21 protein-coding genes and 1 tRNA gene are annotated in these 25,566 nt (G+C 65.4%); 12 read left to right on the forward strand and 10 right to left on the reverse strand.

The features are described from left to right. Positions 1-16 precede the first annotated feature (16 nt). The 5 genes from DKG75_RS04775 to DKG75_RS04795 form a co-directional block, all read right to left on the reverse strand. Positions 17-1,507 (reverse strand): NAD(P)H-hydrate dehydratase, encoded by a 1,491-nt coding sequence (locus tag DKG75_RS04775; RefSeq protein ID WP_208111941.1) that lies wholly within the window; start codon positions 1,505-1,507, stop codon positions 17-19. After that, positions 1,504-2,058 carry a histidine phosphatase family protein gene (locus DKG75_RS04780; protein ID WP_166646337.1) on the reverse strand — a complete coding sequence of 185 codons (555 nt, stop codon included), beginning with the start codon at positions 2,056-2,058 and terminating at the stop codon, positions 1,504-1,506. Before DKG75_RS04780 ends, DKG75_RS04775 begins: the two co-directional genes overlap by 4 nt. A 2-nt stretch (positions 2,059-2,060) precedes the next feature. Next, on the reverse strand, positions 2,061-2,390 hold the full coding sequence (locus DKG75_RS04785; protein WP_109919903.1) for a hypothetical protein: 330 nt from the start codon (positions 2,388-2,390) through the stop codon (positions 2,061-2,063). A 3-nt stretch (positions 2,391-2,393) separates the two neighbouring features. After that, positions 2,394-3,407, reverse strand: coding sequence for a CorA family divalent cation transporter (locus DKG75_RS04790; RefSeq protein ID WP_109919904.1), 1,014 nt, complete (start codon positions 3,405-3,407; stop codon positions 2,394-2,396). Positions 3,408-3,581: 174 nt separating this feature from the next. Then, a tRNA-His gene (locus tag DKG75_RS04795) sits at positions 3,582-3,658 on the reverse strand. Positions 3,659-4,045: 387 nt separating this feature from the next. Between DKG75_RS04795 and DKG75_RS04800 the strand changes: the two genes are divergently transcribed. Next, positions 4,046-8,371 (forward strand): nSTAND1 domain-containing NTPase, encoded by a 4,326-nt coding sequence (locus DKG75_RS04800; protein WP_109919905.1) that lies wholly within the window; start codon positions 4,046-4,048, stop codon positions 8,369-8,371. 21 nt (positions 8,372-8,392) lie between these two features. Here DKG75_RS04800 and DKG75_RS04805 read toward each other — a convergent pair whose 3' ends face one another. Then, positions 8,393-9,352, reverse strand: coding sequence for an NUDIX hydrolase (locus DKG75_RS04805; RefSeq protein WP_109919906.1), 960 nt, complete (start codon positions 9,350-9,352; stop codon positions 8,393-8,395). Positions 9,353-9,522: 170 nt separating this feature from the next. Further along, positions 9,523-10,692, reverse strand: coding sequence for an aminotransferase (locus DKG75_RS04810; protein WP_109919907.1), 1,170 nt, complete (start codon positions 10,690-10,692; stop codon positions 9,523-9,525). Positions 10,693-10,975: 283 nt separating this feature from the next. On the opposite strand from DKG75_RS04810, the gene DKG75_RS04815 reads away from it, so the two are divergent. The 3 genes from DKG75_RS04815 to DKG75_RS04825 all read left to right on the forward strand — a co-directional run bounded on the left by DKG75_RS04815 (position 10,976) and on the right by DKG75_RS04825 (position 14,012). Further along, positions 10,976-11,314, forward strand: coding sequence for a P-II family nitrogen regulator (locus tag DKG75_RS04815; protein ID WP_109919908.1), 339 nt, complete (start codon positions 10,976-10,978; stop codon positions 11,312-11,314). A gap of 52 nt (positions 11,315-11,366) precedes the next feature. Beyond that, positions 11,367-12,776, forward strand: coding sequence for a type I glutamate--ammonia ligase (gene glnA, locus DKG75_RS04820; RefSeq protein WP_109919909.1), 1,410 nt, complete (start codon positions 11,367-11,369; stop codon positions 12,774-12,776). A gap of 150 nt (positions 12,777-12,926) precedes the next feature. Further along, positions 12,927-14,012, forward strand: a complete 1,086-nt coding sequence (locus DKG75_RS04825) for a hypothetical protein (RefSeq protein WP_109919910.1) — start codon at positions 12,927-12,929, stop codon at positions 14,010-14,012. 134 nt (positions 14,013-14,146) lie between these two features. Here DKG75_RS04825 and DKG75_RS04830 read toward each other — a convergent pair whose 3' ends face one another. Next, the gene (locus DKG75_RS04830; RefSeq protein ID WP_425086470.1) at positions 14,147-14,575 is read right to left on the reverse strand and encodes an acyl-CoA thioesterase; all 429 of its coding nucleotides are present in this window, start codon (positions 14,573-14,575) and stop codon (positions 14,147-14,149) included. A 182-nt stretch (positions 14,576-14,757) separates the two neighbouring features. Between DKG75_RS04830 and parE the strand changes: the two genes are divergently transcribed. From parE to DKG75_RS04850, 4 genes are all read left to right on the forward strand, one after another. Further along, a complete protein-coding gene (gene parE / locus DKG75_RS04835; RefSeq protein WP_109919911.1) occupies positions 14,758-16,734 on the forward strand; it encodes a DNA topoisomerase IV subunit B in 1,977 nt (658 codons plus the stop codon). A gap of 23 nt (positions 16,735-16,757) precedes the next feature. After that, complete coding sequence (locus DKG75_RS04840) at positions 16,758-17,309, forward strand: hypothetical protein (protein WP_109919912.1); 552 nt, start codon at positions 16,758-16,760, stop codon at positions 17,307-17,309. A 182-nt stretch (positions 17,310-17,491) separates the two neighbouring features. Next, positions 17,492-17,920, forward strand: a complete 429-nt coding sequence (locus DKG75_RS04845) for a hypothetical protein (RefSeq protein WP_109919913.1) — start codon at positions 17,492-17,494, stop codon at positions 17,918-17,920. A gap of 231 nt (positions 17,921-18,151) precedes the next feature. After that, positions 18,152-19,786 (forward strand): DEAD/DEAH box helicase, encoded by a 1,635-nt coding sequence (locus DKG75_RS04850; RefSeq protein WP_109919914.1) that lies wholly within the window; start codon positions 18,152-18,154, stop codon positions 19,784-19,786. A gap of 112 nt (positions 19,787-19,898) precedes the next feature. Here the strand turns inward: DKG75_RS04850 and DKG75_RS04855 are convergent, their stop codons facing one another. Together DKG75_RS04855 and DKG75_RS04860 are read right to left on the reverse strand one after the other, a co-directional pair. Beyond that, positions 19,899-20,402: a DUF29 domain-containing protein gene (locus DKG75_RS04855; protein ID WP_109919915.1), complete on the reverse strand. Its 504-nt coding sequence runs from the start codon at positions 20,400-20,402 to the stop codon at positions 19,899-19,901. Positions 20,403-20,569: 167 nt separating this feature from the next. Beyond that, positions 20,570-22,018 carry a coniferyl aldehyde dehydrogenase gene (locus tag DKG75_RS04860; protein ID WP_109919916.1) on the reverse strand — a complete coding sequence of 483 codons (1,449 nt, stop codon included), beginning with the start codon at positions 22,016-22,018 and terminating at the stop codon, positions 20,570-20,572. A gap of 258 nt (positions 22,019-22,276) precedes the next feature. Between DKG75_RS04860 and DKG75_RS04865 the strand changes: the two genes are divergently transcribed. From DKG75_RS04865 to DKG75_RS04880, 4 genes are all read left to right on the forward strand, one after another. Then, positions 22,277-22,924 (forward strand): phasin family protein, encoded by a 648-nt coding sequence (locus DKG75_RS04865; RefSeq protein ID WP_109919917.1) that lies wholly within the window; start codon positions 22,277-22,279, stop codon positions 22,922-22,924. A 137-nt stretch (positions 22,925-23,061) separates the two neighbouring features. Further along, positions 23,062-23,862, forward strand: coding sequence for a proteasome-type protease (locus DKG75_RS04870; RefSeq protein WP_109919918.1), 801 nt, complete (start codon positions 23,062-23,064; stop codon positions 23,860-23,862). 94 nt (positions 23,863-23,956) lie between these two features. Further along, entirely contained in the window at positions 23,957-24,757 is an 801-nt protein-coding gene (locus tag DKG75_RS04875) for an enoyl-CoA hydratase-related protein (protein WP_109919919.1), read from the forward strand. A 5-nt stretch (positions 24,758-24,762) separates the two neighbouring features. Then, positions 24,763-25,563 (forward strand): enoyl-CoA hydratase/isomerase, encoded by an 801-nt coding sequence (locus DKG75_RS04880; protein WP_109919920.1) that lies wholly within the window; start codon positions 24,763-24,765, stop codon positions 25,561-25,563. Positions 25,564-25,566 lie beyond the last annotated feature (3 nt).

Raw genomic sequence — 25,566 nt, forward strand, 5'->3', positions numbered from 1 at the left:
GTGATGGATGCGGGATTTAGCCCGCCTGCCCCATGCCAAGCAAGTGATTTTCGGTGTGTTGCAGCGCCAAAGGCAGCCGCTCCACCAGATCATCCGCGATCATGCCCCGCCCTGCCCCCTGCGCCGCGAGGCCGTGCAGCCAGACGCCGGCCGCCGCCGCCTCGAAGGCCGGCATGCGCTGGGCCATCAGGCCGGCGACGATGCCGGCCAGCACGTCGCCCGAACCGGCGGTCGCCAGGGTGGGCGGGGCATTGCCGTTGATCGCCACCCGCCCGTCCGGGGCGGCGATGCAACTGTCCGCGCCCTTCAGCACGACGACCGCGCCGCTGTCCCGCGCCGCCGCCGCCGCCCGGGCTGCGCGCGACGGCAGGTCGGCCAGGGCCGGAAAGACGCGGGCGAATTCGCCGTCATGGGGGGTGAGCACCAGGGGGCCGCGGCGCGCCGCGAAGATCTCCCCCGCCCGGCCCTTCATCACCGTCAGGGCATCGGCATCGAGCACGGCCGCAGCGCCCGAGGAGACCGCGGCCAGGGCCGCCGCGAAGGTCGCCTCGTCCAGCCCCGCCGCGGGCCCGACCACCACCGCATTGCGGCGCCCGTCTTCGAGAAAGCGGGCGAAATCGGCCGGGCCTTCGAGGGCGGCGACCATGCAGGCGGTCTGATGGGCGGCGACGACCAGGGCCGCCTCGGGCCCGGCGACGGTGGTGACGAGGCCGCTGCCGCAGCGCAGCGCCGCCCGCGCCGCCAGCCGCGCGGCGCCGGTGTTCAGCGGTCCGCCCGCCAGGACCACCGTATGGCCGCGGTCGTATTTATGGCCGTCGGTCCGCAGCAGGGGAAACGCCCCGCCCCAGAGATCCGGCCCGTTCAGGGCGTGGCGCGGCCCGATCGCGTCCAAGCACCCCGCGTCGATGCCGATATCGGCGACGACGAGGCGGCCGCAGCGCGCCCGCCCGGGATAGAGCCAATGGCCCGGCTTCGCCCGGAAGAAGGTCACGGTCAGGTCGGCGGTGAAGGCGATGCCGAGTTCGGCCCCGGTCTCGCCGCTGATGCCGCTGGGCAGGTCGACGGCGACCACCGCCTGCCCGGGCCGGACGGCCCGGATCATCCCGACGACCGCACCGTCGATGGCCCGGGCGAGGCCGGCGCCGAAGACCGCGTCGACGATCAGGCCCGCGCCGTCGAGAACCTCCGGGGTGAAGGCCTGGACCGGCCCCGTCCAGCGCCGGGCCATGGCCGCGGCATCGCCCGTCAATCGCTCCGCCGGCGCCAGGCTGGCCAGGCGGACGTCGAAGCCGGCGTCGCGCAGCAGGCGGGCCACCACCCAGCCGTCGCCGCCGTTGTTGCCCGGCCCGCATAGCACGGCGACCGTCTGCGGCCGATAGCGGGCGACGATGGCATGAAAGACGGCACGGCCGGCATTCTCCATCAGCACGGTGCCGGGGGTGCCGGCGGCGATGGTCAGGCGGTCCGCCTCGGCCATTTCGGCCGGGGTCAGCAGGGCGGCGCTCATCCGATCACCGTGCGGGCCTGGGCGCCCGTTTCCACCAGCCGCAGGTGCCCGCCGTCCAGCGCGAAGCGGTTGATGGAACAATGGTCGGGCATGGTCGGCGTCACCAGATCGCTGTCGGTGACAAGGCCGATCAGGGCATTGATGACCACGAAATGGGTGACGAAGACGCCGGGCGCCGTCACCGCCGCGAAATAGTCGTGAAGGCCGCGGCGCCAGGCCCGCAGGTGGTTCGGCTGGTCCGACCAGCGGCCCTGGAGGAAGGGGCGCAGCCAGGCGCCGCGCTCGGCCAGCGACAGGCCTCGGGTCGGCACTTCGGCGATCCGGGGCTCGACCTCGGCGGCGATGCCCCAGGCGGCTTCGAGCGCCGCCGCGGTCAGGCGGGCGCGGCGCAAGGGGCTGACGACCAGGCGGCGCCCGTCGCTGGGGCCGATCAGCCCGGCCATGGCGCGGGCCTGCTCCTCGCCCACGGGATCGAGGCCGGGATCGGCATCGGCACCGAAGCCGGCGTTCTGCCGGCCGTGCCGGACCAGGGTGATGGCGATGGCGGACACGTCTATCCCCCTTTCGCCCCGCTCTCGGGGACACCATAGGCGAGACACAGGTCATCCCAGGACGCAAGGTCGACGATGGCGACGAGGCCGATCGAGCCCCGCCCGCGCCGGTTTGCGGTGTCGCGGTCGACGCGCATCTGGGCGATGACATGGGCGGCGCAGGCCTTCCGCCCCTCCGCCTCGGAAAAGCGGGCGGCACCCGGCAGGCGCCGGGCCTTGCCGTCGCGCCCGACCACCAGGGTCTCGAAGGTCCATTCCGCGCCCTGCGCCACCACCTTGCGCAGCGGCGGCGAATAGAACACCAGGGGAAAAGCCAGGGAAGCGCCGCTCATGGCTCAGAAAATGTTGAGACGGCGGAGGCCGAAGAAGGCGGCAAGGCCGACCACCGCCATGCCCAGCATGGTCCACCAGAAGGCATGGACATTCACGAGGCCGGGCAGGCCAGCGACATTCATCCCGAAAATGCCGGTGACCAGGGTCATCGGCAGGAACACCGCGGTCAGCACCGAGAGAATCAGCAGGTTGCGGTTGGCGAGTTCGGCCTGCTGGGCGGCCATTTCTTCGTAAAGCAGCTTGGCCCGTTCCTGGGCCGAGACGAGATCGTCGACCACCGCCCCCAATTGCTCGATCGCCTCGCGGAGATCGACGCCGTCCTCCTCGCTGAAGAAGACCGGCGGCCGGGCGCAGACCTGGAACACCGCCCTGCGCTTCAGGGCGAGGTGGCGGTGCAGGCGGACGGCGAAGCGGCGCACCGCGCCCAGGTCTTCCCGGGCGCTGGAGCGCCGCCCTTCGAGCAGGCGGTCCTCGATCTCGTCGAGGGAGACGATGAGTTCGACCACGGCCATTTCGACCGTCTCGGCCAGATTGGCCAGCATGGTCGCGATCAGGTCGGCGGGCCCGCGCAGCCGGTGGCCGTCGTAGAGGGCGCGGCGCAGCTTGTCCATGGTCCGCGATGGATGGCGGCGGGCACTGACCACGAGACGCCCGGAGCCGAAGATCCTGACCGTCGAAATCTCGGTCAGGTCCGGATCTATGTCATAGAGCATGTCGGTGAAGACGCCGAAGATCGTGCCCTGGTACTGCTCCAGCCGGGTGCGGACGTCGCTGGCGCCCAATTCGTGGCGCAGGTCTTCGGGAATCGTCGGCGCGAGCGCGATCCATTCCCGCGCCCGGCGCACGGACAGGTCGAGATGCAGCCAGACGAAGCCCGCCTCGTCCGCCATGGCGTGGTCGACCGCGTCCCAGCCGACCAGCCGGCGGCCCAGGCCGTCGACGATATGAAATGCGAAGACGATACCGTCCCGCCGTTCCGGCAGTTCGACCAGGGGATTGCGGGCAAGCTCGACCATCGCACGAAACCCTCCGGGAAACGGCGCCTCACCGACCTCGGCCGTCCCGCCCTGCCCCAGTCTCACAATCGTCGACGGCGGTCAACTGCCCGCAGGCCCGCATTTGTGCAAAAGCGAAGGGAAACCGGCCCGGAAACGCGAAGGCCATCCGCAAGGGATGGCCTTCAAGATAAATGGGGCGAGTGACGGGTCTCGAACCCGCGACCTCCAGAGCCACAATCTGGCGCTCTAACCAACTGAGCTACACCCGCCGCAGAGGCCGTGCGTATACGCCGCCCGGCCGTTCGCGTCAAGCCGCTGTCTTCGGACGCGACGGAATCGCGTCCGAGGCCGGATTGCCGATGGCGCAGTGAATTCAATGGTACTTATCCGCCCGCCCGATGCTATCCTTGATGGTAATGGTCGATCGGTATGTAGGCGGAGCGTGCGGAATGGCGACAGGGCCTAAAATGCCCCCCTCTCACCACCAAGGTGTTCGTCAGCTACCGCCACCGGGAAATGGCGTGGAGCGCTTGGGGGCACAAAGCGCTGGAAGGCGATCCCGGTTATCCGGGGGGCCCGCTCGGGCCACACGTGTCGTCACAAAAATTGCAACAAATCCGTGTCTACTACCCTGATCGGAAGCAGGAAAGACAGTTGTGAGCGTGATCTTCATCAGTCACTCCAGCGAGGACAATGCACGCGCGGTCTATATGCGCGATTGGCTGAGAGCGAACGGCTGGGACCAGATTTTTCTCGATCTCGATCCGGAGAGAGGTATCTCGGCTGGCCAGCGCTGGCATGATGAATTGACGCGAGCGGGCGCGTCCTGCACTGCTGTCATTCTATTAATTTCGCCGAACTGGCTGAGTTCAAGTTGGTGCGTGACAGAATTTCGTGTCGCAGATTTTCTTGGAAAAAACATATTCCCGGTAATAATAACCCCTTATCAAGAAAACAAGATCACAGAATCATTCAATAAATATCAGATTGCCGATATTTCCACGCCGGAAATGGAGGCCAAAGGCTTAGAAACACTGAAGATCGGGATGAAGCGCGCGGGCGTACATCCGGAGAGCTTCAACTGGCCACCGCAGAATGAGCCGCTGCGACCGGTCTATCGCGGCTTGCATGCGCTCGATGTGCAGGACGCCGCGATCTTCTTCGGCCGTGAAGCCGAGATCGCGCTTGGTCTCGATGAATTGCGCAAGATGCGGAACACGCCGGCCAAGCGGATGCTGAGCATCCTCGGGGCCTCGGGGGCGGGCAAGTCGTCGTTCCTGCGGGCCGGCCTCGTCGCCCGGCTGGCGCGCGACGAAACGAATTTCCTCGTCGCCCCGGTCGTTCGTCCTGAGCGCGCGGCCGTGTCGGGAGCGTATGGCCTCGCTGCCAGCATTTCCCGCCTTGCGGGGCGGAAGACGACCCTCGCAGGAGGGGGGCGAGAACTGGCCGACATTATTTCGGCAGTTCGCAACCGCGCTGCTGAACGCATTCACGCATTCGCGGCTGCCGGCAATGAAACCTACAATCAGAAACGATTGACGGTGGTTATCCCGATCGATCAGGCGGAGGAATTATTTACCGGAGACAATAAGGAACAGGCTGCCTTTTGTGAAATGCTGGAAGCCGCCGTACTTGAAGACCAGGACATCCTGGTCCTCAGCACTGTGCGAACCGACTCTTACGAGGCGGTGCAGAATGGGCTCATGCGCGATTCGCAGACGGCCTTCACTTTGCCACGGATTGCGCCCGGCATGCTTCACGTCGTCGTCGAAGGCCCCGCGCGTTTGGCGAAACCGCCGCTGAAGGTCGAGCCTGCCCTCATACAGCGCCTTCTGGAAGAGTTCGATGCCGCGGACGCCTTGCCGCTCGTCGCGTTCACATTGGAGCGTCTGCTGCGCCTGCATGGATCAGGCGGGGTGCTGACCCTTGCGGACTATGAGTATCTGGGCGGCCTTCAGGGATCCATGGAAGCGGCGATTGAAGAAGCTCTGGCCAAAGCCAGGGCCATCCCTGAATTGCCGAAATCGCGCATCGAACTGGAAGCTCTGCTGCGGCGGGCCTTTATTCCCTGGCTCGCAGGGATCAATCCGGAAACCCGCTCGCCCCGCCGGCGGGTCGCTGTGTTCGCAAGCCTGCCGGACGAAACGAAGCCGCTGGTCCGCCTGCTGGTCGATCAGCGCCTTCTTTACTCCGATAACCGCGGTCGCAATCCGCTCGAAGGCACCGTCGAACCCGCTCATGAAGCGCTGCTGCGACAATGGTTTTTGCTTCAACGCTGGCTTGATGAAGAACAGACCGCTTTGGCGGCACTGGAAAGCGTAAGGCGCGCAACACAGGATTGGCTGGACAACGGCGCCGCCGAAGCGGGCGTCGAATGGCTGCAGCATCGCGGACTGCGGCTGCTGGCGGCCGAAGAGGTGATGACGCGGCCCGATTTCTCCGCTGTTGCCGGGGCTCAGGCGGCGCGTTATGTGGCGATCTGCCGCCAAGCCGAGAATGAGGAGACCGCGCGCGAAGCCTCACGCCTCGAGGAAATACGCCAGCAGATCGAGCACAACAGACGCCTGCAGCGGCGCGGGTTTGCCCTGTTGATGGCCATGCTTGCCGTGCTGATGCTCGGCATTTTCGGGGTCCTGAGCACGACCCAGGGGCTCAACCAGCGGCGTTCCGACACATTGGCCGCGCTCGCCCGGAATGCCCTCAATGACGGCCATGCGGACCGGGCGGCAAGGTATGCGCTTGCCAGTATAAATGGTCACGATTCTCCGATCATCGGCTTCGACGCCTCGGCCGCGGAAGACATCCTTCGGTTACAACAGATGACCTCCGGTGCTCTCGCCGCCCTGCATCACCGGGACCAAGTCCGTTCCACCTATCTGACATCCGACAGTTCGATGATTCTTACCGCATCTTACGATCGCACGGTCGCCCTGTGGGACGCCCGCACGGGTGTAATGATGCGGCAGTTCGAGGGGCACACCGATAAGGTTGAGCAGGCCGTCTTCTCGCATGACGAGAAACTCGTAGCGTCAGTCTCGTTCGATGGCACGGCGCGTATCTGGCGCACCGATGGTGACGGGACGGCGCTTCATGTGCTGGACCACAATGAGGGCAGGCCTCGTCCCCTGCAGATTTTCCAGGCCACGTTCTCGCCCGATGGAGCATTGCTCGCGACCGGAACCGGTGATGGGAAAGTATGGGTTTGGGACGTCGCGAACGGAAAACTCGTATTTCGCTACGAAAATCATAGTCGGCGCATTTCCCAACTGTCGTTCAGGCGGGATGGCGCAAGCATTATTTCAGCTTCGGACGACGGTGAGGTCCATATCTGGGAACCGCGCAGTGGCGCTATGCTGATGCCTATTCCCCGTCCGCAGGAAGCGAACCGCGGCAACACGGTCTTTGCCGTCAGCGACGACGAGGAGATCCTCGCAGTCGGCTATCAAAATGGTTACATCAGTCTACTGAATCTGAAAACCGGCACCTTTGCCAATTTCCTCAAGCTGCCCGACGAATACATGCGTCAGCTGATTTTCGCCCCGAACGGGCGGCGGCTGCTGGTCGCGTCCGGCAAGGCGGTTCGTATGCTGGACGCCGAAACACGGCGGATCATTCGGGAATACAACCATGGTGGATCGGTGCGCGGCGCCGCCTTCTCCCCTGATGGCCGGCATATAGTCTCTGTCGGCGACAACAGAATAGCGCGGCTGTGGGATGCGGAGAGCGACGATCTCGTATTCGAATATGCAGGACACGAAAACAGCATATGGTCGGTTCACTTCGCTCGCGACGGCAAATCATTCGTTACCGCCAGCGCGGACGGGCAGTCCCGGCGCTGGCGGTCGGATTTCTTTCAGGGGGAGATGGTAAGAAAACTGTCCGGTCACCTGGCACGCGTCCGCTCCGTCGCATTTTCTCCGGACGGCCGATATGTAGCCACCGCCTCTTTCGAGGGTGAGAAGGTAGCCACCGCCTCTTTGAAGGGAGAGGATAAAGAAGGCTCGAACACGCGTGTATGGGACGCCGACAGCGGCGATCTATTGGCCGAGATTGCCACGGGCATAACCCAGTCCATTACGTTCTCACCCGACGGGCGATTGCTCGCGACCGCACTTGTCAACGATAACGAAGTCCGTCTCTGGAATTGGCGGAACTGCGGAAATCGCGAAAGCGACGATTGCCAGAATGGAGAGCCATTCATTCACCGCGCAAAGGTGATGGATGTCGAGTTTTCGCGCGACGGCAGCAAAATCATCACCGCCTCGCGCGACAACTCCGCCCAGATCTGGGACATCGATCAGCGGCAAGCGCCGATCACAGCCTTTTCCCACATTGCCGGGGCCGCCTCGGCGGCATTCTCTCCCGATGGAACACGAGCGGTATCCGTATCCTATGAAGACGGATATGTTTGGAATACGTCCGGCGGCGAAGAGGTCTGCCCGCTGATCGGACACAAGGCGGCATTGCGTGACGTGAATTTCTCGCACGACGGTACCCGTGTCATTACGGCCTCTGAAGATCGCAGCATACGCATTTGGGATGCGCGCAACTGCCAGCAGATCGGCGATGCGATCACCTCGCCGGGCGACTCGATTTGGGGCGCGCAATTTTCTCCGGACGACAAACTCATCGTCGTCGCGTCGGAGGCGTTCAAACAGGCGCGTATCTATGACGCGGATACACATGACCTTGTATATGCCTTGATCGGTCACGGCAGCGAGGTGTTCGCGGCGACCTTCTCGCCCGATGGCAGATATGTGGCGACGGCCTCGGGCGACAGGACGGCGAATATCTGGCCATTGCCATCCATGCAATTGCTGAGCCTGCAGGGCATCGTGGACACGATCTGCTCGCAAAGCCTGGCGGCGGGTCTGTCGTTGCTGACGGATGATGAAATGCGATCGGCTCCGGTGCTTGCCGATCCTGACGATCGGGATCCCTGTCACCCCTTGTCGCCGTGGAAACGACTGGGCAATTTCTGACAGGGCCAGGGCGCCTCTCCGTCACTGGCCGGGGCCGATCAGCAAGCCTGATCGGGCCAGGAATCGGAACCAAAGACTGACGTGGGCTCGTAACGGCTGTGCGACGCGTGTCCCATATGCGCGGTCGAATGCGTCCATGGCCTGTGCGGCGCCGGACAGGTCGAAGCCGGCATTCCGCCGTGGAAATTGCAGGAAGATAATGTCATGCGTCTCCCACATCGCCGTCGCTCGTATTGAGCGCAGCACATCGTCACGGCTGAAATCCCCCTCGGCGACGAGAAAGAGTTCCGGCTGACCGCCGCGCGAAAGCTCCCGCGCGAGACCCAGCACTTGCGGTGCGCCGAGGCGGCCCGCCAGTCCGGTCCCCATTTCCTCCTCAAGTTCCCGCATGAGCCGCCATTCTGCCATGCAGCTCGACGCGGAGGGGATATCGCCGATGTCCAGTCCCCCCGATGCCGTTGAGCAAATCATGCCCGGACGGACAGCTATCGATTGTGAGCGGATCTGAAGCGGGACTTCCCCCAAGGTGTTCACGGCCAGAATGCTGACACCCATCGGATTGGCGAATTCACTCTCCCGCAGAGGGGCGAGCCGGCCCTTCTCACGCTCCCTGAGCGATGGCCCCGCCGGCCAATCCATGACCAGATTCGTACGAGCGTAATCCTCATAGCGGACCGGCTGGAGTATCAACGTACCATCGTCGGCGATATCGGACAGCCGCACATTTGTTGCCAGCGGCTCCGGAACGGCGCCGCTGGCCCCCAGCCACTGGACATAGGCTTCTGCAGTCGCCCGACAAATTTCTTCCGAGGGAAGCCACGCCTGCCTGTCGAGTCGGGCCCTGGCCTGTCCAACTTCGTCACCAAAACACAGCACATAGGGCAGACGCTGCTCGGAGGTGACGAAAGGGTATGGCAAACAAATTTCATCGCGATAAATACGCAAAAGATATTCTGAGTCTTCAATGAAGAATTTCGGCATGAAAAATCCCTCCTGCGTCAATGTCCTCCAAAAGAAGCCAGGATACCGGGCAAGAGTTTAAGGGTTGGCATGGGCGAAACAGCCCTATGACCGGAACGAAGTTCCCTTTTTTCGACGCCAAGGGTAAGCCCTTGCCGGTGAAGTGACCAAAGCCGCCATGGCCGTTCGCGTCAGGCCGCTGTCTTCAGTCCTTGGGCCAGGCGGGCGATGGCGGCGTCGAGGATCTCGTCGCGCTTGCAGAAGCAGAAGCGGATCAGGTGGCGCGGTGCCGCCTCGCCACCGTAGAAGGCGCTGACCGGGACCGCCGCGACGCCGACATGGCGGGTCAGCCACTGGCAATAGTCGTCGTCCGGCAGGGCGGGGCCGGTGCCGCGGATGTCGGCGGTGACGAAATAGCTGCCGGCGACCGGCAAGGTCGCATAGCCGACCGCGCGGAGGCCCGCCGTCAGCCGGTCGCGCTTCGCTTCCAGCGCGGCGGCGAGGCCGGCGAAATAGTCGCCCCCCTTGCGCAGGCCGAGGGCGACCCCGGCCTGGAGATTGGGCGGCGTGGTGAAGGTGAGGAATTGGTGCACCTTGGCGATCACGCCGATCATCGCCGCCGGGCCCGACAGATAGCCGACCTTCCAGCCGGTCAGGGAAAAGGTCTTGCCGGCGGAGCCGATCCGAACCGTGCGCTCGCGCATGCCCGGCAGGGTGGCGATCGGGACATGGGCATGGCCGGAAAAGACCAGGTGCTCGTAAACCTCGTCGCAGAGGACATAGGCGTCGTGCGCCCGGGCCAGATCGGCGATCGCCGTCAGTTCGGCCGGCGAGAACACCTTGCCGGTCGGGTTCATCGGCGTATTGAACAGCACGAGGCGGGTGCGGGCATTGAAGGCGGCGGCAAGGCCGTCCAGCGGGATCGACCAGTCGGGCGGCTGCAGGCGGACGAGGCGCGGCACCGCTCCCGCCTGCCGGATGATCGGCAGGTAGGAATCGTAAAGCGGCTCGAACAGCACGACCTCGTCGCCCGGCGACAGCAGGGCGATCAGCGCCGCCCCCAGCGCCTCGGTCGCGCCCGAGGTGACCAGCACTTCCCGCGACCAGTCGTAGTCGAGGCCGTAGAAACGGCGGTCGTGGTCGGCGACCGCCTGGCGCAGCGCCGGCAGGCCCATCATGGGCGGATATTGGTTCGGCCCCTCGATCAGGACCCGGGCCGCCTCCTCCCGGACGTCCAGGGGACCATCCTCGTCCGGGAAGCCCTGGCCGAGGTTGATCGCCTGATGCTCGACCGCCAGGGCCGACATGACGGTGAAGATGGTGGTGCCGAGACCGGCGAAGAGAGGATTGAGCGCCTGCATGCCCGGATCATAGGCATGCGCCCGCCGGCTTCACCAGCAGCCAAACGACAGGCCCGGGGCGTAGAACGCCGCAGATGCACAAATTATGATCAATTTGCATAAAAAATAGACTGACCGCATGCTGAAGCTCTTCACCCCGGCTTCGGCCGCCCCCGATTCTCAACCGGAATCCCTGCGCGGGAGCCGGTTGGCACCGCATATGCCGCCGGTTGGCACGGCGCATGCATATGTGGTGGGGCGGCGAAACCGACCGTACAAAACCTGCCAAGGCGACCCAGGTGCGATGAAAAAAATCGAGGCAATCATCAAGCCCTTCAAGCTCGACGAAGTGAAAGAAGCATTGAACGAGGTCGGGCTCAAAGGCATCACGGTCACCGAAGCCAAGGGCTTCGGCCGCCAGAAGGGCCATACCGAACTCTATCGCGGCGCCGAATATGTCGTCGATTTCCTGCCCAAGGTGAAGCTCGAGATCGTGCTCGAGGACGACCTTGTCGAGCGGGCGATCGAAGCGATCCAGAGCGCGGCGCGCACGGGTCGGATCGGCGACGGCAAGATTTTCGTCAGCCCCGTCGAACAGGCCATTCGCATCCGGACCGGCGAGACCGGCACGGACGCGATCTGATCGCCGCATTTGCATTTCCCATCAGTCCAACAACCAACCGGGACCTGAGACCATGTCAGACGCCAAGACCGTCCTTCAGCTGATCAAAGACAAGGGGATCAAGTACGTTTCCCTGCGTTTCACCGATTTCAAGGGCAAGTGGCAGCATCTGTCGATCGACGAGAGCTGCGTCGACGAGGATCTCTTCACCGACGGCACCATGTTCGACGGTTCCTCGATCGCCGGCTGGAAGCCGATCAATGATTCCGACATGATCCTGATGCCGGACCCGGCCACCGCCGTGATCGATCCCTTCGTGGCGCAGCCGACCCTGGTCGTCTTCTGCGACATCATCGAGCCCGCCACCGGCGAAGGCTACTCGCGCGATCCGCGCTCGGTCGCGAAGCGCGCCGAAGCCTATGTCTCCTACACCGGCCTCGGCGACACCGTGTACATCGGCCCGGAAGCCGAGTTCTTCGTGTTCGACGAAGTGAAGTTCAAGGTCGCGATGAACAAGGTCTCCTACGAGATCGACGACATCGAAGGCCCCTACAACACCGACAAGTCCTATGAAAGCGGCAACCTCGGCTACCGCCCGCCGGTCAAGGGCGGCTATTTCCCGGTGCCGCCGGTCGACACCCTGAACGACATGCGCGGCGAGATGCTGTCGGTCATGGGCGAGATGGGCCTGCCGATCGAGAAGCACCACCACGAAGTGGCGGCCTCGCAGCACGAACTGGGCATCAAGTTCGCGACGCTGGTCCGCGCCGCCGACTATATCCAGATCTACAAGTACGTCGTCCAGAACGTCGCCTATCAGTACGGCAAGACCGCGACCTTCATGCCGAAGCCGATCAAGGGCGACAACGGTTCGGGCATGCACGTGCACCAGTCGATCTGGAAGGACGGCAACACGACTTTCGCCGGTGACAAATACGCCGGCCTGTCGGACACCTGCCTCTACTACATCGGCGGCGTCATCAAGCACGCGAAGGCGATCAATGCCTTCACGAACCCGACCACCAACAGCTACAAGCGCCTGATCCCGGGCTTCGAGGCCCCCGTGCTGCTGGCCTATTCGGCCCGCAACCGTTCGGCGTCCTGCCGTATCCCCTACGGCAACAGCCCGAAGGCGAAGCGCGTCGAAGTCCGCTTCCCCGACCCGCTGGCGAACCCCTATCTGGCGTTCTCGGCCATGCTGATGGCCGGCATCGACGGCATCCTGAACAAGATCCATCCGGGCGAAGCCATGGACAAGGACCTGTACCACCTGCCGCCGGAAGAGCTGAAGCACATCCCGACCGTCTGCGGCTCGCTCCGCGAAGCGCTCGAGAACCTGGACAAGGACCGCGAGTTCCTGACCAAGGGCGGCGTCTTCACCGACGACCTGATCGACAGCTACATCGAGCTGAAGTACCAGGACGTCTACAACTACGAACACACGCCGCACCCGGTCGAGTTCGACATGTACTACACCGCCTGATCCCTCCCGGGTTCGGACGTCACGAGGGGCGGCAGCGATGCCGCCCCTTTTCGTTTTTCGGCCTTTTCGTTTGCCCTCCCGGCCGATCCGCTCGTCTTCGGCGCGGGAATCGGGGACCATGGCCCGGCGCGACGGCTTTCGAGGGGTGACATGACGCACGAGGACGAGACATCCCGGTTCATCCTGGCCGATCGGAACCTCCCCCTCGCCATCATCCTGGTGGTCTCCGCCCTCGTCATCGGCGGCGTCAATGCGGCCATGATCGGGACTGCTGCCCGGGTCGCAAGCGTCCCCTGGTTCGTGCCCGCGATCATGGCCGCGATCATCGCCGCCGCCGTCGCCGCCGGCCTTCGCGGCATCCATCTCGCCCTTCGCCGGGAGACCGCCGATCTCGTCCCCGGCGGTATCCGGCACGACCGGCGGGGCCTGTCCGGGACGCACAGCCGCCTGGTCCCCTTCTCCGACTACGCGGGCGTCGCCGAGGCGCAGCGCAGTCACCGGACCAGCAAGCGGCAGTCGCGCACCCTCTACAGCGTCCGCCTCGTGCCGAAGGCGGGACACGATCTCGCCCCCGCCTTCGACCTCTATCAGACCCGGAACGAAAAGCGGCTCCGCCCCGCCCTCGAAGCCTGGTCGCGACGCCTGTCCCTGCCGGTGCTGACGGTCGAGGAAGACGGCCGGATCGAACAGCGCGCGGCGGCCGACCTCGACCGCAACGTGACGGAACGCCTGCGCCAGCGGACGCTGGGTGTCGATGCCGTCGCCCTCGCCACCGGCGAGGCCCCCGGCCTCCTCCGCCTCGAAACCGGCGGCGGCCGGCTGACGGCGCTGCGCCTTACCCCGGTATACCCCTGGCGGGAAATCGCCAAGATCGCCGCCATCTTCATCGGCTTCGCCCTCATGCCCCTGGCGGCTGGCAGCTATTTCGGGGTGATCGTCGCCCTGCCCTTCCTCGCCCTCGTCGGCTATGTCGTCCATGCCGACCGCGCCAGCCGCAAGGGACTGGAAGTCACCGCCGACGCCGTCATCCTCTTCAAGACCGACAGGGCCGGCGGCAACCGGGTGGAAACCGGGCGGATCGCCACCGCCGCGGTCGAGGAAATCAGCATCGCCAACAGCACGCTCTACTTCCGGGGCGACGCGGCGAAGCTCGATTTCGGCGGCTACCTGCCGATCGAGACCCGGCGATGGCTGAGGGCACGGATCCTGGCCTTTCTTCGCGACGGCAGGGGCTGATTTTCTTCGACCGCAGCGCAGGAACCCGGCTCGGGCGCCGTTGAACCACGCGAGGGGCAACCCTGTCGGCGCGCCTTGCCCCCCCAAGGCAAACCGTCGCCCGCCGGCTTCCCCCAGCCGGCGGGCCACTCGCCTCAAGCCTCGGGGACGACCCGGGGCCGGCCCTCCTCATCGATCGCGACCATGACGAAAGTGCCTTCGGTCACGCGCATGCTCTGGCGGGCGGTCAGGCTGCCGTCGCGGCGGCGCTGGCGTTCGACCCAGGTTTCCAGCCGCACTTTGATCGAAGTCCGGCCGACGCCAACCACCTCGCCGTAGATCGACAGAAGATCGCCGATATAGACCGGCTTCAGGAAGGTCATGGCGTCGATCGCCACCGTGGCCACCCGCCCCTGGGCCCGCTTGGCCGCCAGGACGCCGGCGGCGATATCCATGTGGCTGAGAATCCAGCCGCCGAAGATGTCGCCGTTGCCGTTGGCATCCGCCGGCATGGGCGCGGTCCGAATCACGACTTCGAGGCCGCGCGCCTCGGGATGCACGGAATCGTCGGTGGCCATGGTCATTGATACTCCCCTTGCAGACCGGGCTTTCCGCCCCTGGACCGGGCAAGCCTAGCGCGCGGGCGGCATCCGGGGCCAGGGGCACGGTCCCGGGGCTTTGTTCATGGACAGTTCCCGTTCTGTGGGTTAGCGCTAGGGGTACCGGCGCCCTATACTGGGCCGCCCCCTCCTGCTGAAGTGTCCCGATGAGTAAGCCTGCCGACCTGTTCGAACGCAACGCCGCGCCCGACGATTACACCGCCAAGGATATCGAGGTCCTCGAAGGGCTGGAGCCTGTCCGCAAGCGGCCGGGCATGTATATCGGCGGCACCGACGAGCGCGCGTTCCACCATCTGGCGGCGGAAATCCTGGACAATTCCATGGACGAGGCGGTCGCCGGCCACGCCAGCCGGATCGAGATCGACCTCGGCGCCGACGGCCGCCTGACCATCCGCGACAACGGCCGCGGCATCCCCGTCGACCCCCATCCGAAGTTCAAGGACAAGTCGGCCCTCGAAGTGATTCTCACCACCCTGCATTCGGGCGGCAAATTCAGCGGCAAAGCCTATCAGACCTCGGGCGGTCTGCACGGCGTCGGCTCCTCGGTGGTCAATGCCCTGTCCGAGGAAATGGTGGTCGAGGTCGCGCGCGACCGCCAGCTCTGGCGCCAGACCTATGTCCGGGGCAAGCCGGTCGCCCCGGTCCAGGCCGTCGGCCCGGTGCAGAACCGGCGCGGCACCACGGTCACCTTCAAGCCGGACCCGGAGATTTTCGGCACCGCCCTGCACTTCAAGCCGTCCCGGCTCTACCGCATGGCGCGTTCCAAGGCCTATCTGTTCCGGGGCGTCGAGATCCGCTGGTCCTGCCCGGCCGAGGCGATCCCCGCCGGCGACCCCACCCCGGCCCAGGATACGCTGCATTTCCCGGGCGGCCTGGCGGACTTCCTGGCCGCGACGATCGAGAACCAGCCGACCGTCACCCCCCTGCCCTTCGCCGGCCAGGCGCGGCTGCCCGGCACCAATGCGGGCGAGGTGGAATGGGCGATCGCCTGGCCGGTCGATGCCGACACCTTCATCCATTCCTACTGCAACACCGTGCCGACGCCCGAGGGCGGCACCCATGAGGCCGGCCTGCGCAGCGCGCTCGCCCGCGCCCTTAAGGGCTTCGGCGAATTGACCAACAACAAGCGCGCGGCCCAGGTCACGGCGGAAGACGTGATCGGCGGCGCCACCATCCTGCTGTCCCTGTTCATCACCGATCCCCAGTTCCAGGGCCAGACCAAGGAACGGCTGTCGACGCCCGAGGCCGCGCGCCTGGTCGAGGCGGCGATCAAGGACCGTTTCGAACATTGGCTGACCTCCGACCCCGCCGCCGCCAATGCCCTGCTCGACCATGTCGTCGCCCGGGCCGAGGAACGGCTGAAGAAGCGGGCCGACAAGGAAACCAACCGCAAGACCGCCACCCGGAAGCTGCGCCTGCCCGGCAAGCTGGCGGATTGTTCGCGCGATCAGGCGGCGGGCACCGAGATCTTCCTGGTCGAGGGCGATTCGGCCGGCGGCTCCGCCAAGCAGGCGCGCGACCGTGCCACCCAGGCGGTGCTGCCCCTGCGCGGCAAGATCCTGAACGTCGCCTCCGCCGCCGCCGGCAAGATGGAGGCAAATCAGGAATTGTCCGATCTCGCCCTGGCGCTCGGCTGCGGCGCGGGCAGCCGGTTCCGCGAGGGCGACCTCCGCTACGAGCGCGTCATCATCATGACCGATGCGGATGTCGACGGCGCCCATATCGCCTCGCTGCTCATGACCTTCTTCTGGCGCGAGATGCCGGGGCTGATCCGTTCGGGCCATCTCTACCTGGCCATGCCGCCGCTCTATCGCATAACCCAGGGCGGCAAGACCGTCTATGCCATGGACGACGACGACAAGGACCGCCGGATCAGGCGCGACTTCAAGGCCGGCGCCAAGATCGAGATCAGCCGCTTCAAGGGTCTCGGCGAAATGCCACCCGCCCAATTGCGCGAAACCACCATGGACCGGACCAAGCGCACCCTGCTGCGGGTCACGGTGTTCGAGGGCGACGAGGGCGATACCGCCCATCTGGTCGAGCGCCTGATGGGCAAGAAGGCGGAAACCCGCTTCGCCTTCATCCAGGAAAACGCCGCCCGCGCCACCGATCTCGATATCTGAGCACCACCGCGAGGAGAGCCGCGATGCCGAAAGCCCTTTACCGGACCGGTGCCCTTCTCGCCCTCGCCCTGCTCGCGGGCTGCGCCGGGATTGCCCCGGTGGTCACCCATCAGGATCTGGACGTCGACTTCTACCGCACCAGCATCCTGAACGCCGCGACCGTCGACGGAACCCTGCCGGCCACCGTCGTCGGCGCCCCGGTGGCGGGTGCCGGTGCCGCCGACGCGCTGGCGCCACTGCGCCTGCCGGCGACGATCAATGCCCACCGCCTCGTCCCCGGCAAGGACGAAGGGGTGCGCCTCGTCATCCTCTATCACCCGAAAGCCGCCGCCGCCGGCGATCGGGCCTGCGCGCCGGCCGACAGCCTGGCGCCCCTGGTCACGGCACCGGCGGCCGGCGCCGCCTTCACCGCCCAGGTCGTGCTGTGCCAGGGCCGGCGCCGGGTATCCACCGCCCTCGTCACCGGCCCCGCGATCGCCGGCTTGGCCGACCCGGCCTATGCCGACACCCTGATGGCCGCCCTGGTAACGATCCTGCCGAGCCTGCCGATCCGCGGCTTCACCATTATCAATTAGTTCAGCACACAGCTCGGCACGAGACGCCACAACGGGAAGCGCCGAAGAAAAACATCCTTTTTCGATATGCTGCGCCGGAACGATTCCAAAAAGGATTCATTGATCTATCGATACAGCCGACAATGTCGGACTATCGAGCGAGATCAACAATCCTTTGTAGGTAACGTCGCAGGAGATTGAGGATGCAGTTTCCCCACCGCTCGTTCTTCGGAAAAATCTGGCCCGCCGCCCTGCTCGGCCTTGCCGCGCTCCAGTTTGTCGGCACCGCGGCCGCCCAGCAGCCCGCGACGCGGGAAATTCGTGTGGTCAACAAGTGCCGCCTGCCGATCAACCTGCTGATCGAGCATGCCGATGGCTATCGCAACTGGCACCCCCATGCCTGGTACCGGATCGACGCCCTCGCCAGCACGGGCCTGAAGAACAAGAATGGCGATCTCTTGCGTCAGTCGGACGGCCTTTCCCTCTACTATTACGCAGAAAGCGTCAACGGGCGCTACTTCTGGCAAGGTACCGATTCAAGCACGACCTGGAATAACACCACCTACCGCCTGCGAAAGGCTGCGACCTATGTCTCGGAGCAGCGCCTGACTTTCGAACTGACCTGCGATTGAGCGCAAGGACTCGCCGTGGGCCGTCGCCGTGGCGCTTCGGCAACGGCCCACGGCACGCATGGCCGCCCGGCGCCGCCCGGAGGTTGACTTGACGGTACATTCGTCTATCGTCGCCCGTGCTGTAAATTGTGCATCGCAGCGATCAAAGGGCGTGATCGGTCCGACAGCCGATCGGCCCAACTGTCCCGATGGTCGGGCGGCTGCGGCACCAGGGAAGCGGAACCACGGTCAATGAGTTTTGAAGAACTGGGCCTCAGCGCTGAAGTGCTGCGGGCGGTGGCAGAGGCCGGATATGCCGAGCCCACCCCGATTCAGGCCCAGGCCATCCCCCAGGTCCTGCAAGGCCGCGACGTCATGGGCATCGCCCAGACCGGCACGGGCAAGACGGCGTCCTTCACCCTGCCCATGATCGATGTCCTCGCGGCCGGGCGTCCCAAGGCGCGCATGCCCCGCTCCCTGATCCTGGAGCCGACCCGCGAACTGGCCGCCCAGGTGGCCGAGAATTTCGAGAAATACGGCAAGTATCACAAGCTCTCGATGGCGCTGCTGATCGGCGGCACCTCGATGGACGAGCAGGTGAAGAAGCTCGACCGCGGGGTCGACGTGCTGATCGCCACCCCGGGCCGCCTGCTCGACCATTTCGAGCGCGGCCGCATCATGATGTCGGGCATCAAGGTCCTCGTGGTCGATGAAGCCGACCGCATGCTGGACATGGGCTTCATCCCCGATCTCGAGCGGATCTGCAGCCTGCTGCCGGGCAGCCGCCAGACCCTGTTCTTCTCGGCGACCATGTTGCCGGAAGTGAAGCGCCTGGCCGACAAGTTCCTCACCCTGCCGGTGGAAATCTCCGTCGCCCGCGCCTCCTCGACCGCGACCACCATCACCCAGCGGCTCGCCGTCGTCGACGAGGCGGACAAGCGCCCGGCCCTGCGCCACCTGCTGCGCACCGAAGAGATCCGCAACGCCATCATCTTCTGCAACCGCAAGGTCGATGTCGATATCGTCGGCAAGTCGCTGCAGAAGCACGGCTTCAATGCCGCCGCCCTGCATGGCGACATGGTGCAGAGCGAGCGGAACGTGGTGCTCGAACGCTTCCGGGCCGGCGAAGTGCCGATCCTGGTCGCCTCCGACGTTGCCGCCCGTGGCCTCGACGTCGCCGAGATCAGCCATGTCTTCAATTTCGACGTGCCGATCCATGCCGAGGATTACGTGCACCGCATCGGCCGCACCGGCCGCGCTGGCCGCGAGGGCAAGGCTTTCACCCTCGCCAGCCCCTATGACACGAAATTCGTCAAGGCGATCGAAGACTTGATCAAGCAGAGCATCGAGCGCCTGAGCGTCGACGGGATCGAACCCTGCGAGCTTCTGTCCGACGCCGAAGCCAAGGCCCGCAAGCGCAGCCGCGGCCGGGCCACCGCAACGGTGAAGGGCGTGCGCGGCCCCAAGGCCCGGAAGCCCGAGGCCGAAACGGTCGAAGCCGCCGCCCCCGCCGCGGCCGAAGACTCCCGTCCCCCCCGCGGCCGCAACCGCCGCCGGAACGACGACGCCCCCCCCCGCGAGGAGCGAGTCGCCCGCGAAGACCGCACCGAGCGCCCGGCCCGGCCCGATCCCGCGCCCGAGCGTGATCGGAGTGAGCGTGATCGGAGCGAGCGTGATCGGAGCGAGCGTGACCGGAGCGAGCGCGATCGGGGTGAACGCGATCGGTCGGAGCGCGGGAACGAGCGCGACCGGGGTGACCGCCGTGAGCGCCGCGGCCGCCGCGACGACGACCTGGGCCCCAGCGTCATCGGCTTCGGCGACCATGTCCCCGCCTTCATCCTGCGCCCGGTCTATCCGGCCAAGGAACCGCTTCCGATCGAAGCCTGATCGAGACGAACGCCACCGCGTGAATGATCTGAAGGTCCCGGGTTCAAAGACCCGGGACCTTTTTCATTCGACATGCGCGATCAAGACCGAGGGCAACGAGGCGAACCGATCGTCAGGTCTGCTCGTGGTTCGAAGGCGGTTTGCCGGCCGGTGTCGAGATCTCGCCGCCGTTCAGCACATCTTCGAGAGTCCAGGGACAAGTCTCGGGTACCGCCACGGCTTCGTCAAAAGCCGCGAAGTCGGCGATCGCGGCGTCCCTGGCATCTTCCCAAGCGTTTTCAAACAGCTTGTCGATGTGATGCTTCAGGCTCGGCGTTCTCCTCAGGTCTCGCCGTGCCGCGATCCGAAAGGCCGAAACTTCAGATTTCCAATGTTTTCTCGGTTCGCCTGACGGCGAAAGCGTCAGCTTCAGCATATGACGCAGGATATTGTAGAGATGCGCTTCAAGTGCCCGCTTCTGGGACGCCCCCAAATCCTCGATCTCCTCGATAAGATGGGCGATATCCAGTCGGTCGAACCGCCGTGCCCGCAAATGCGCGGCCTGCTCCGCCGACCAGAGCAGGATATCGTCGTCATAGAGCCCGGATCCTGATGCCGGCCGCCGTTCAGCAACCATTCGCGGCTTCCCCTTAAGACTGGGTCTCCATCAAATCAATTTTTTCACGCGCTCGCAATCGATGCTGGCTCTTGCGGCCGTGGACGCCCCCTTGCCGAGCGCCGGAGAATTGCAAAACGCCCCGGCCGATGGCCGGGGCGCTGTCGTTTCCGGGCTTGCTTTGCCGCTTACTTCAGCATGAAGCCGAGCAGGCGATCGATGGTCTTGCCGAAGGGCGGGCGCATCATCGACAGCAGGTTGTATTTCGACTGGTGCATGACCGCCTTCCTGTGGCTGAAGGTGAGGAAACCTTCGCGGCCATGGTAGGATCCCATGCCCGAGGGGCCGACGCCGCCGAACGGCAGGTCTTCCTGGGCGACATGCATCACCGTCTCGTTGATCGCCGCCCCGCCCGAGGTGGTCCGGGTCAGCACCTTGTCCTGCACCGCCCTGTCGTCGGAGAAGACATAGAGGGCGAGCGGGCGCGGATGCTCGTTCACATAATCGATGGCTTCGTCGACCTGGCGATAGGTCTTGATCGGCAGCAGGGGCCCGAAGATCTCGTCCTGCATCACCTTCATGTCGTCGGTGGCGTCGAGGATCAGGGTCGGCGGGATCTTATGCGCCGGCTGCTGTTCGAAACTCTCCTGCGCCGGGTTGACCTGGATGACCTTGGCGCCCTTGGCCTCGGCATCGGCGATCAGGCCCTTCAGGCGGTCGAAGTGCCGCTGGTTCACGACCGAGGTGTAGTCGTCATTGTCCTTGAGGGTCGGGTAGGCCTTGGCCACCTGCTTCTGCACGAGGTCGACGAACTGGTCGCGCTTGTCGTCCGGCACGAAGACATAGTCGGGGGCGACGCAGGTCTGGCCGGCATTCAGGAACTTGCCCTGCACGATGCTGCCGACGGCGGCATCGAGGCGGGCGTTGCGGTCGACGATGGTCGGCGACTTGCCGCCGAGTTCGAGCGTCACCGGCACCAGGTTTTCCGCCGCCGCCCGCATGACATGGCGCCCGATCGAGGTGGCACCGGTGAAGAACAAATGGTCGTAGGGCTGGCGCGAGAAAGCCTCGCCCACTTCCGGGCCGCCGGTGAAGACCGTGATTTCCAGCTCGCTAAACTCGGCGCGCAGCGCCTTGGCCATCAGTTCCGAGGTCCGGGGGGTGAATTCGGACGGCTTCAGCATCACCCGGTTGCCGGCGGCAAAGGCAGCCGCGATCGGCCCGAAGGCGAGCTGGATCGGATAGTTCCACGGCGAGATGACGCCGACGACGCCGAGCGGCTGGAACAGGATCCGGTTCGAGGCCGGGAAATAATTGATCGAGACCGGGCGCTTTTCCGGGCGCATCCACTGCGCCACATGCTTGGTCATATGCTTGATGCCCTCGGCCGTCACGACGAAGTCGGTCAGCAGGGTCTCGTGGCGCGAACGATGGCCGAAATCGGCGGAAACCGCATCGAGGAAGGCATCCTTATTGTCCATCAGGGCCTTCTTCAGCCGCGCCAGCCGGTCGCGGCGCAAGGCCAGGGGCGGCGGCCCCGCCTTGATGAAGTCGCGGCGCATGCGGTCCAGGGTGTCGCGGATGGTCGCGGCCGGGCTGCTGCCCGCGGGTTCGAAACGTTGTTCGGCCAAACTCATGTTCCCTCTCCTCGGGCGTGGGCCCTTTTATACCGATAAATTGTCAGAATTTGCGCCTGAGAGCAAATACCGGAATCGGGTTCCGGTCCGCTGCAACATTTCATTTTTGTGCAGTGCGGAAAAATCGTATTGACGCGCCGCAGCAGACATCTTATCTAAGCTGCATGTTGCGCCGCACAATGATGTGCCCCGCGGCGGTTGGTACCAAGCGTAGCCGATTTCCCCCTTTTGAAGAAACGCAGAATCAGGAGAGCAGAGATGGCCACCAAGAAGAAGACCACCGCCACCGAAGACGTGGCCGGTGAAGTTCTGGAGACTGTTGTGGAATCTGTGGAAACCGTTGAAGAAGTCACCGCGAAGGCCGGCGAAGCCGTCGAGACCGCGCTGGACAATGCCTCGAACCAGTTCGAGAAGGCCATTGCCTGGGGTCGCGAGCAGGTGACGGAAGTGACCTCGAAGGTCGAAGAGAACGCCAAGAAGGCCGTTGCCGACGTGAAGGAAAACTTCAGCAAGGCGCAGGACTGGTCGAAGTCCCGCTACGCCACCCTGAAGGCGACCGCGACCGACGTGGCTGAATTCGGCAAGGCCTCGGCCACCGACGTCGCCGCCTCGGGCAAGGCCGCCGCGGAAGGCCTGAAGGCCGTCGGCGAAGCCGTCGCCGAAGCCGTGAAGATCGCGACCGAAGAGAACGTCGAAACCGCGAAGAAGCTCTGGGGTGTCAAGTCCTTCGGCGAAGCCGTCGAACTGCAGGACAAGTACACCAAGACCGCGCTCGACATCTATCTCGCCCACACCCAGAAGATCGCCGAGACCACCGCCTCGGCCATCCGCGCCACCATCGAGCCGCTGCACAGCCGCTTCGCCGCCCTCGCCGCCGAGATCGAGAAGCGCCGCGTCGCTGCCTGATCCCGCTGCAAGGCGACAGTGAAAAGGGGTGGCCCCGCGGCCGCCCCTTTTTCTTTGGCTGATCGCGGAAGAGCGTGAAGGGATGGGGGTCGGCGTGCTATAGGGGCGCCCTTCATCACTCCTTCGGATCACCGCCCATGACTTATGCCGTCGGCCTGCTTCTCGACGCCGGGATCGTCTTCGCTTCCGATACGCGCACCAATGCGGGTGTCGACCATGTTTCCACCTTCAAGAAGATGACGGTGTTCGAAGTCCCGGGCGAACGGGTGATCGTCCTCATGGGCTCGGGCAATCTCGCGATCACCCAATCGGCAGTCAGCCAGTTGCATGCCTGGAACCAGGCGGCGCCGAAGACGGCAGTGGCGAAATCCCGCGCCAACCGCGCCATCAGCCGGGCAGGCAGCATGTTCGAGGCCGCCCGCATCGTCGGCGCCGCCCTGCGCGAGGTCCATGCCCTGGACGGCGAGCACCTGAAGGCGCATGGCGCCGATTTCAACGCCATGTTCATCCTGGGCGGCCAGATCGGCGACGAGGCGCCGCGCCTGTTCCAGATCTATGCCGCCGGCAATTTCATCGAAGCGGGCAAGGACACGCCCTATTTCCAGATCGGCGAGACCAAATACGGCAAGCCGATCATCGACCGCATCGTGCGGCCCGACACCTCCCTGACCGTCGCCGCCAAATGCACCCTGATCTCCTTCGATTCCACCATGCGTTCCAATGTCTCGGTGGCCATGCCGCTGGATGTCCTGATCTATGAACGGGACAGCCTGAAGGTCGGGCATTATCGGCGCATCCCGCGCAACGATCCCTATATGACGGCGATCTCGGAAGGCTGGTCCAAGGGCATTCTCGCCGCCTTCGAAGCCCTGCCCGATCCCGACTGGCCGGTGGCACCGTCCGAGTCCGCGCGAAAGCCGGCGCGCCGGCGGCGCTGATTGCCGTCGCGGCACCCTGGCCGGAAGTGAACAGGGTTCACTTCCGTTCGGAAAGCCGCTCTAATCGCCCGGTCCCGCGACATAAGAGGACCAAATGACCTATGAAACGCTCCTGGTCGAGCGTCGGGGGGGAGTTGCGCAGATCACGCTCAATCGGCCGGAGGTGCTGAACGCCCTCAACGAGCCGATGTACCGTGAACTCTCCCGCACGTTCGACGATATTGCCGCCGATCCCGCCGTCCGTGCCGTGCTGCTGACCGGGGCCGGGCGGGCCTTCTGTTCCGGCGCCGACCTCGCCCGGCCGCGCCAGACGCCCGAGGGCGGCACCCTCGGCGACGGCGTCGCCGAGACCATGCACAGCCTGATCAACCCGATGGTCGCCCGCATCGCCGCGCTGAGGAAGCCGGTGGTCGCCGCCGTCAACGGCGTCGTCGCCGGCGGCGGCGTCGGGGTGGCGCTTGCCTGCGATATCGTGATCGCCGCCAGATCCGCCAGCTTCATCCAGGTCTTCGGGCCGAACCTCGGCATCGTGCCGGATATCGGCTGCACCTGGGCCGTGCCGCGCCTTGTCGGCCGGGCCCGGGCACTCGGCCTTGCCCTGCTCGGCGAGCGGCTGCCGGCGGAAAAGGCCGCCGACTGGGGCCTGATCTGGGCCGCCGTCGACGACGACCGGCTGATGGCCGAGGCCGAAGCCGTCGCCGACCGGCTGGCCGCCGGCCCGACCACCGGCTTCGGCCTGATCAAGCGCGCCCTGCTGGCCTCCGAAGGCAACGACTTCGAGAGCCAGCTCGCCTTCGAGGCGGAATCCCAGCGCATCGCCTTCAACACCCATGACACGATGGAGGGCGTCGCCGCCTTCCTGCAAAAGCGGAAACCCGCCTTTACCGGAGCCTGACCTTCATGTCGTATGCGTTCGAGAAGATCACCGTCGACCTCGACGATGGCTTGATGACCCTGACTCTGAACCAGCCGGCGGCGCTGAACGCCGTCTCCAAGGCGATGATCCGCGAAATCGCGGCGGCCCTTGCGATCGCCGAGGATCCGGCCCAGGGCGCCCGCGCCCTGCTGATCACCGGGGCCGGGCGCGGCTTCTGCGCCGGGGCCAACCTGGCCGATCCGGACGGCCTGTCCGGCGACGGCGTTCCGGATGTCGGCAGCGTGCTCGAGGAATTCTACAACCCGGTATTCAAGCGCCTCCGCGACCTGCGCATCCCGATCGTCACCGCGGTGAACGGCCCGGCCGCCGGCGTCGGCATGAGCTTCGCCCTGATCGGCGATATCGTCGTCGCGGCGAAATCCGCCAGCTTCCTTCAGGCCTTCGCCAAGATCGGGCTGGTGCCGGACGGCGGCTCGTCGTGGCTGCTGCCCCGCCTGGTCGGCCGCGCACGGGCGCTGGAACTTGCCCTGCTGGCGGAAAAGCTGCCGGCGGAAAAGGCGCTCGACTGGGGCCTGATCAACCGGGTGGTCGAGGATGCCGACCTCCTGCCGGTGGCGACCGGGATCGCGCGGAAACTGGCCAAGGGCCCGACCAAGGCGATCGGCTATATCCGCAAGATGATGCAGGCGAGCTTCGAGAACAGCTACGACCAGCAGCTGGACCTCGAACGCCAGTTGCAGCGCGCCGCCGGCCAGACCGCCGACTTCCAGGAAGGCGTCGCCGCCTTCCTCCAGAAGCGCCCGGCCCAATATAGCGGGAAATAAAAC

It is taken from the genome of Zavarzinia compransoris (assembly GCF_003173055.1).
GTDB classification, from domain to species: domain Bacteria; phylum Pseudomonadota; class Alphaproteobacteria; order Zavarziniales; family Zavarziniaceae; genus Zavarzinia; species Zavarzinia compransoris.

What these genes read in the sequence shown, in the direction of transcription:
- DKG75_RS04785 (WP_109919903.1), bottom strand. Translation starts at nt 2,390, where the DNA reads ATGAGCGGCGCTTCCCTGGCTTTTCCCCTGGTGTTCTATTCGCCGCCG.
- DKG75_RS04875 (WP_109919919.1), top strand. Translation starts at nt 23,957, where the DNA reads ATGACCTATGAAACGCTCCTGGTCGAGCGTCGGGGGGGAGTTGCGCAG.
- DKG75_RS04810 (WP_109919907.1), bottom strand. Translation starts at nt 10,692, where the DNA reads ATGCAGGCGCTCAATCCTCTCTTCGCCGGTCTCGGCACCACCATCTTC.
- DKG75_RS04830 (WP_425086470.1), bottom strand. Translation starts at nt 14,575, where the DNA reads ATGACCATGGCCACCGACGATTCCGTGCATCCCGAGGCGCGCGGCCTC.
- parE (WP_109919911.1), top strand. Translation starts at nt 14,758, where the DNA reads ATGAGTAAGCCTGCCGACCTGTTCGAACGCAACGCCGCGCCCGACGAT.
- DKG75_RS04880 (WP_109919920.1), top strand. Translation starts at nt 24,763, where the DNA reads ATGTCGTATGCGTTCGAGAAGATCACCGTCGACCTCGACGATGGCTTG.
- DKG75_RS04855 (WP_109919915.1), bottom strand. Translation starts at nt 20,402, where the DNA reads ATGGTTGCTGAACGGCGGCCGGCATCAGGATCCGGGCTCTATGACGAC.
- DKG75_RS04860 (WP_109919916.1), bottom strand. Translation starts at nt 22,018, where the DNA reads ATGAGTTTGGCCGAACAACGTTTCGAACCCGCGGGCAGCAGCCCGGCC.
- DKG75_RS04870 (WP_109919918.1), top strand. Translation starts at nt 23,062, where the DNA reads ATGACTTATGCCGTCGGCCTGCTTCTCGACGCCGGGATCGTCTTCGCT.
- glnA (WP_109919909.1), top strand. Translation starts at nt 11,367, where the DNA reads ATGTCAGACGCCAAGACCGTCCTTCAGCTGATCAAAGACAAGGGGATC.
- DKG75_RS04825 (WP_109919910.1), top strand. Translation starts at nt 12,927, where the DNA reads ATGACGCACGAGGACGAGACATCCCGGTTCATCCTGGCCGATCGGAAC.
- DKG75_RS04865 (WP_109919917.1), top strand. Translation starts at nt 22,277, where the DNA reads ATGGCCACCAAGAAGAAGACCACCGCCACCGAAGACGTGGCCGGTGAA.
- DKG75_RS04840 (WP_109919912.1), top strand. Translation starts at nt 16,758, where the DNA reads ATGCCGAAAGCCCTTTACCGGACCGGTGCCCTTCTCGCCCTCGCCCTG.
- DKG75_RS04850 (WP_109919914.1), top strand. Translation starts at nt 18,152, where the DNA reads ATGAGTTTTGAAGAACTGGGCCTCAGCGCTGAAGTGCTGCGGGCGGTG.
- DKG75_RS04790 (WP_109919904.1), bottom strand. Translation starts at nt 3,407, where the DNA reads ATGGTCGAGCTTGCCCGCAATCCCCTGGTCGAACTGCCGGAACGGCGG.
- DKG75_RS04805 (WP_109919906.1), bottom strand. Translation starts at nt 9,352, where the DNA reads ATGCCGAAATTCTTCATTGAAGACTCAGAATATCTTTTGCGTATTTAT.
- DKG75_RS04775 (WP_208111941.1), bottom strand. Translation starts at nt 1,507, where the DNA reads ATGAGCGCCGCCCTGCTGACCCCGGCCGAAATGGCCGAGGCGGACCGC.
- DKG75_RS04845 (WP_109919913.1), top strand. Translation starts at nt 17,492, where the DNA reads ATGCAGTTTCCCCACCGCTCGTTCTTCGGAAAAATCTGGCCCGCCGCC.
- DKG75_RS04815 (WP_109919908.1), top strand. Translation starts at nt 10,976, where the DNA reads ATGAAAAAAATCGAGGCAATCATCAAGCCCTTCAAGCTCGACGAAGTG.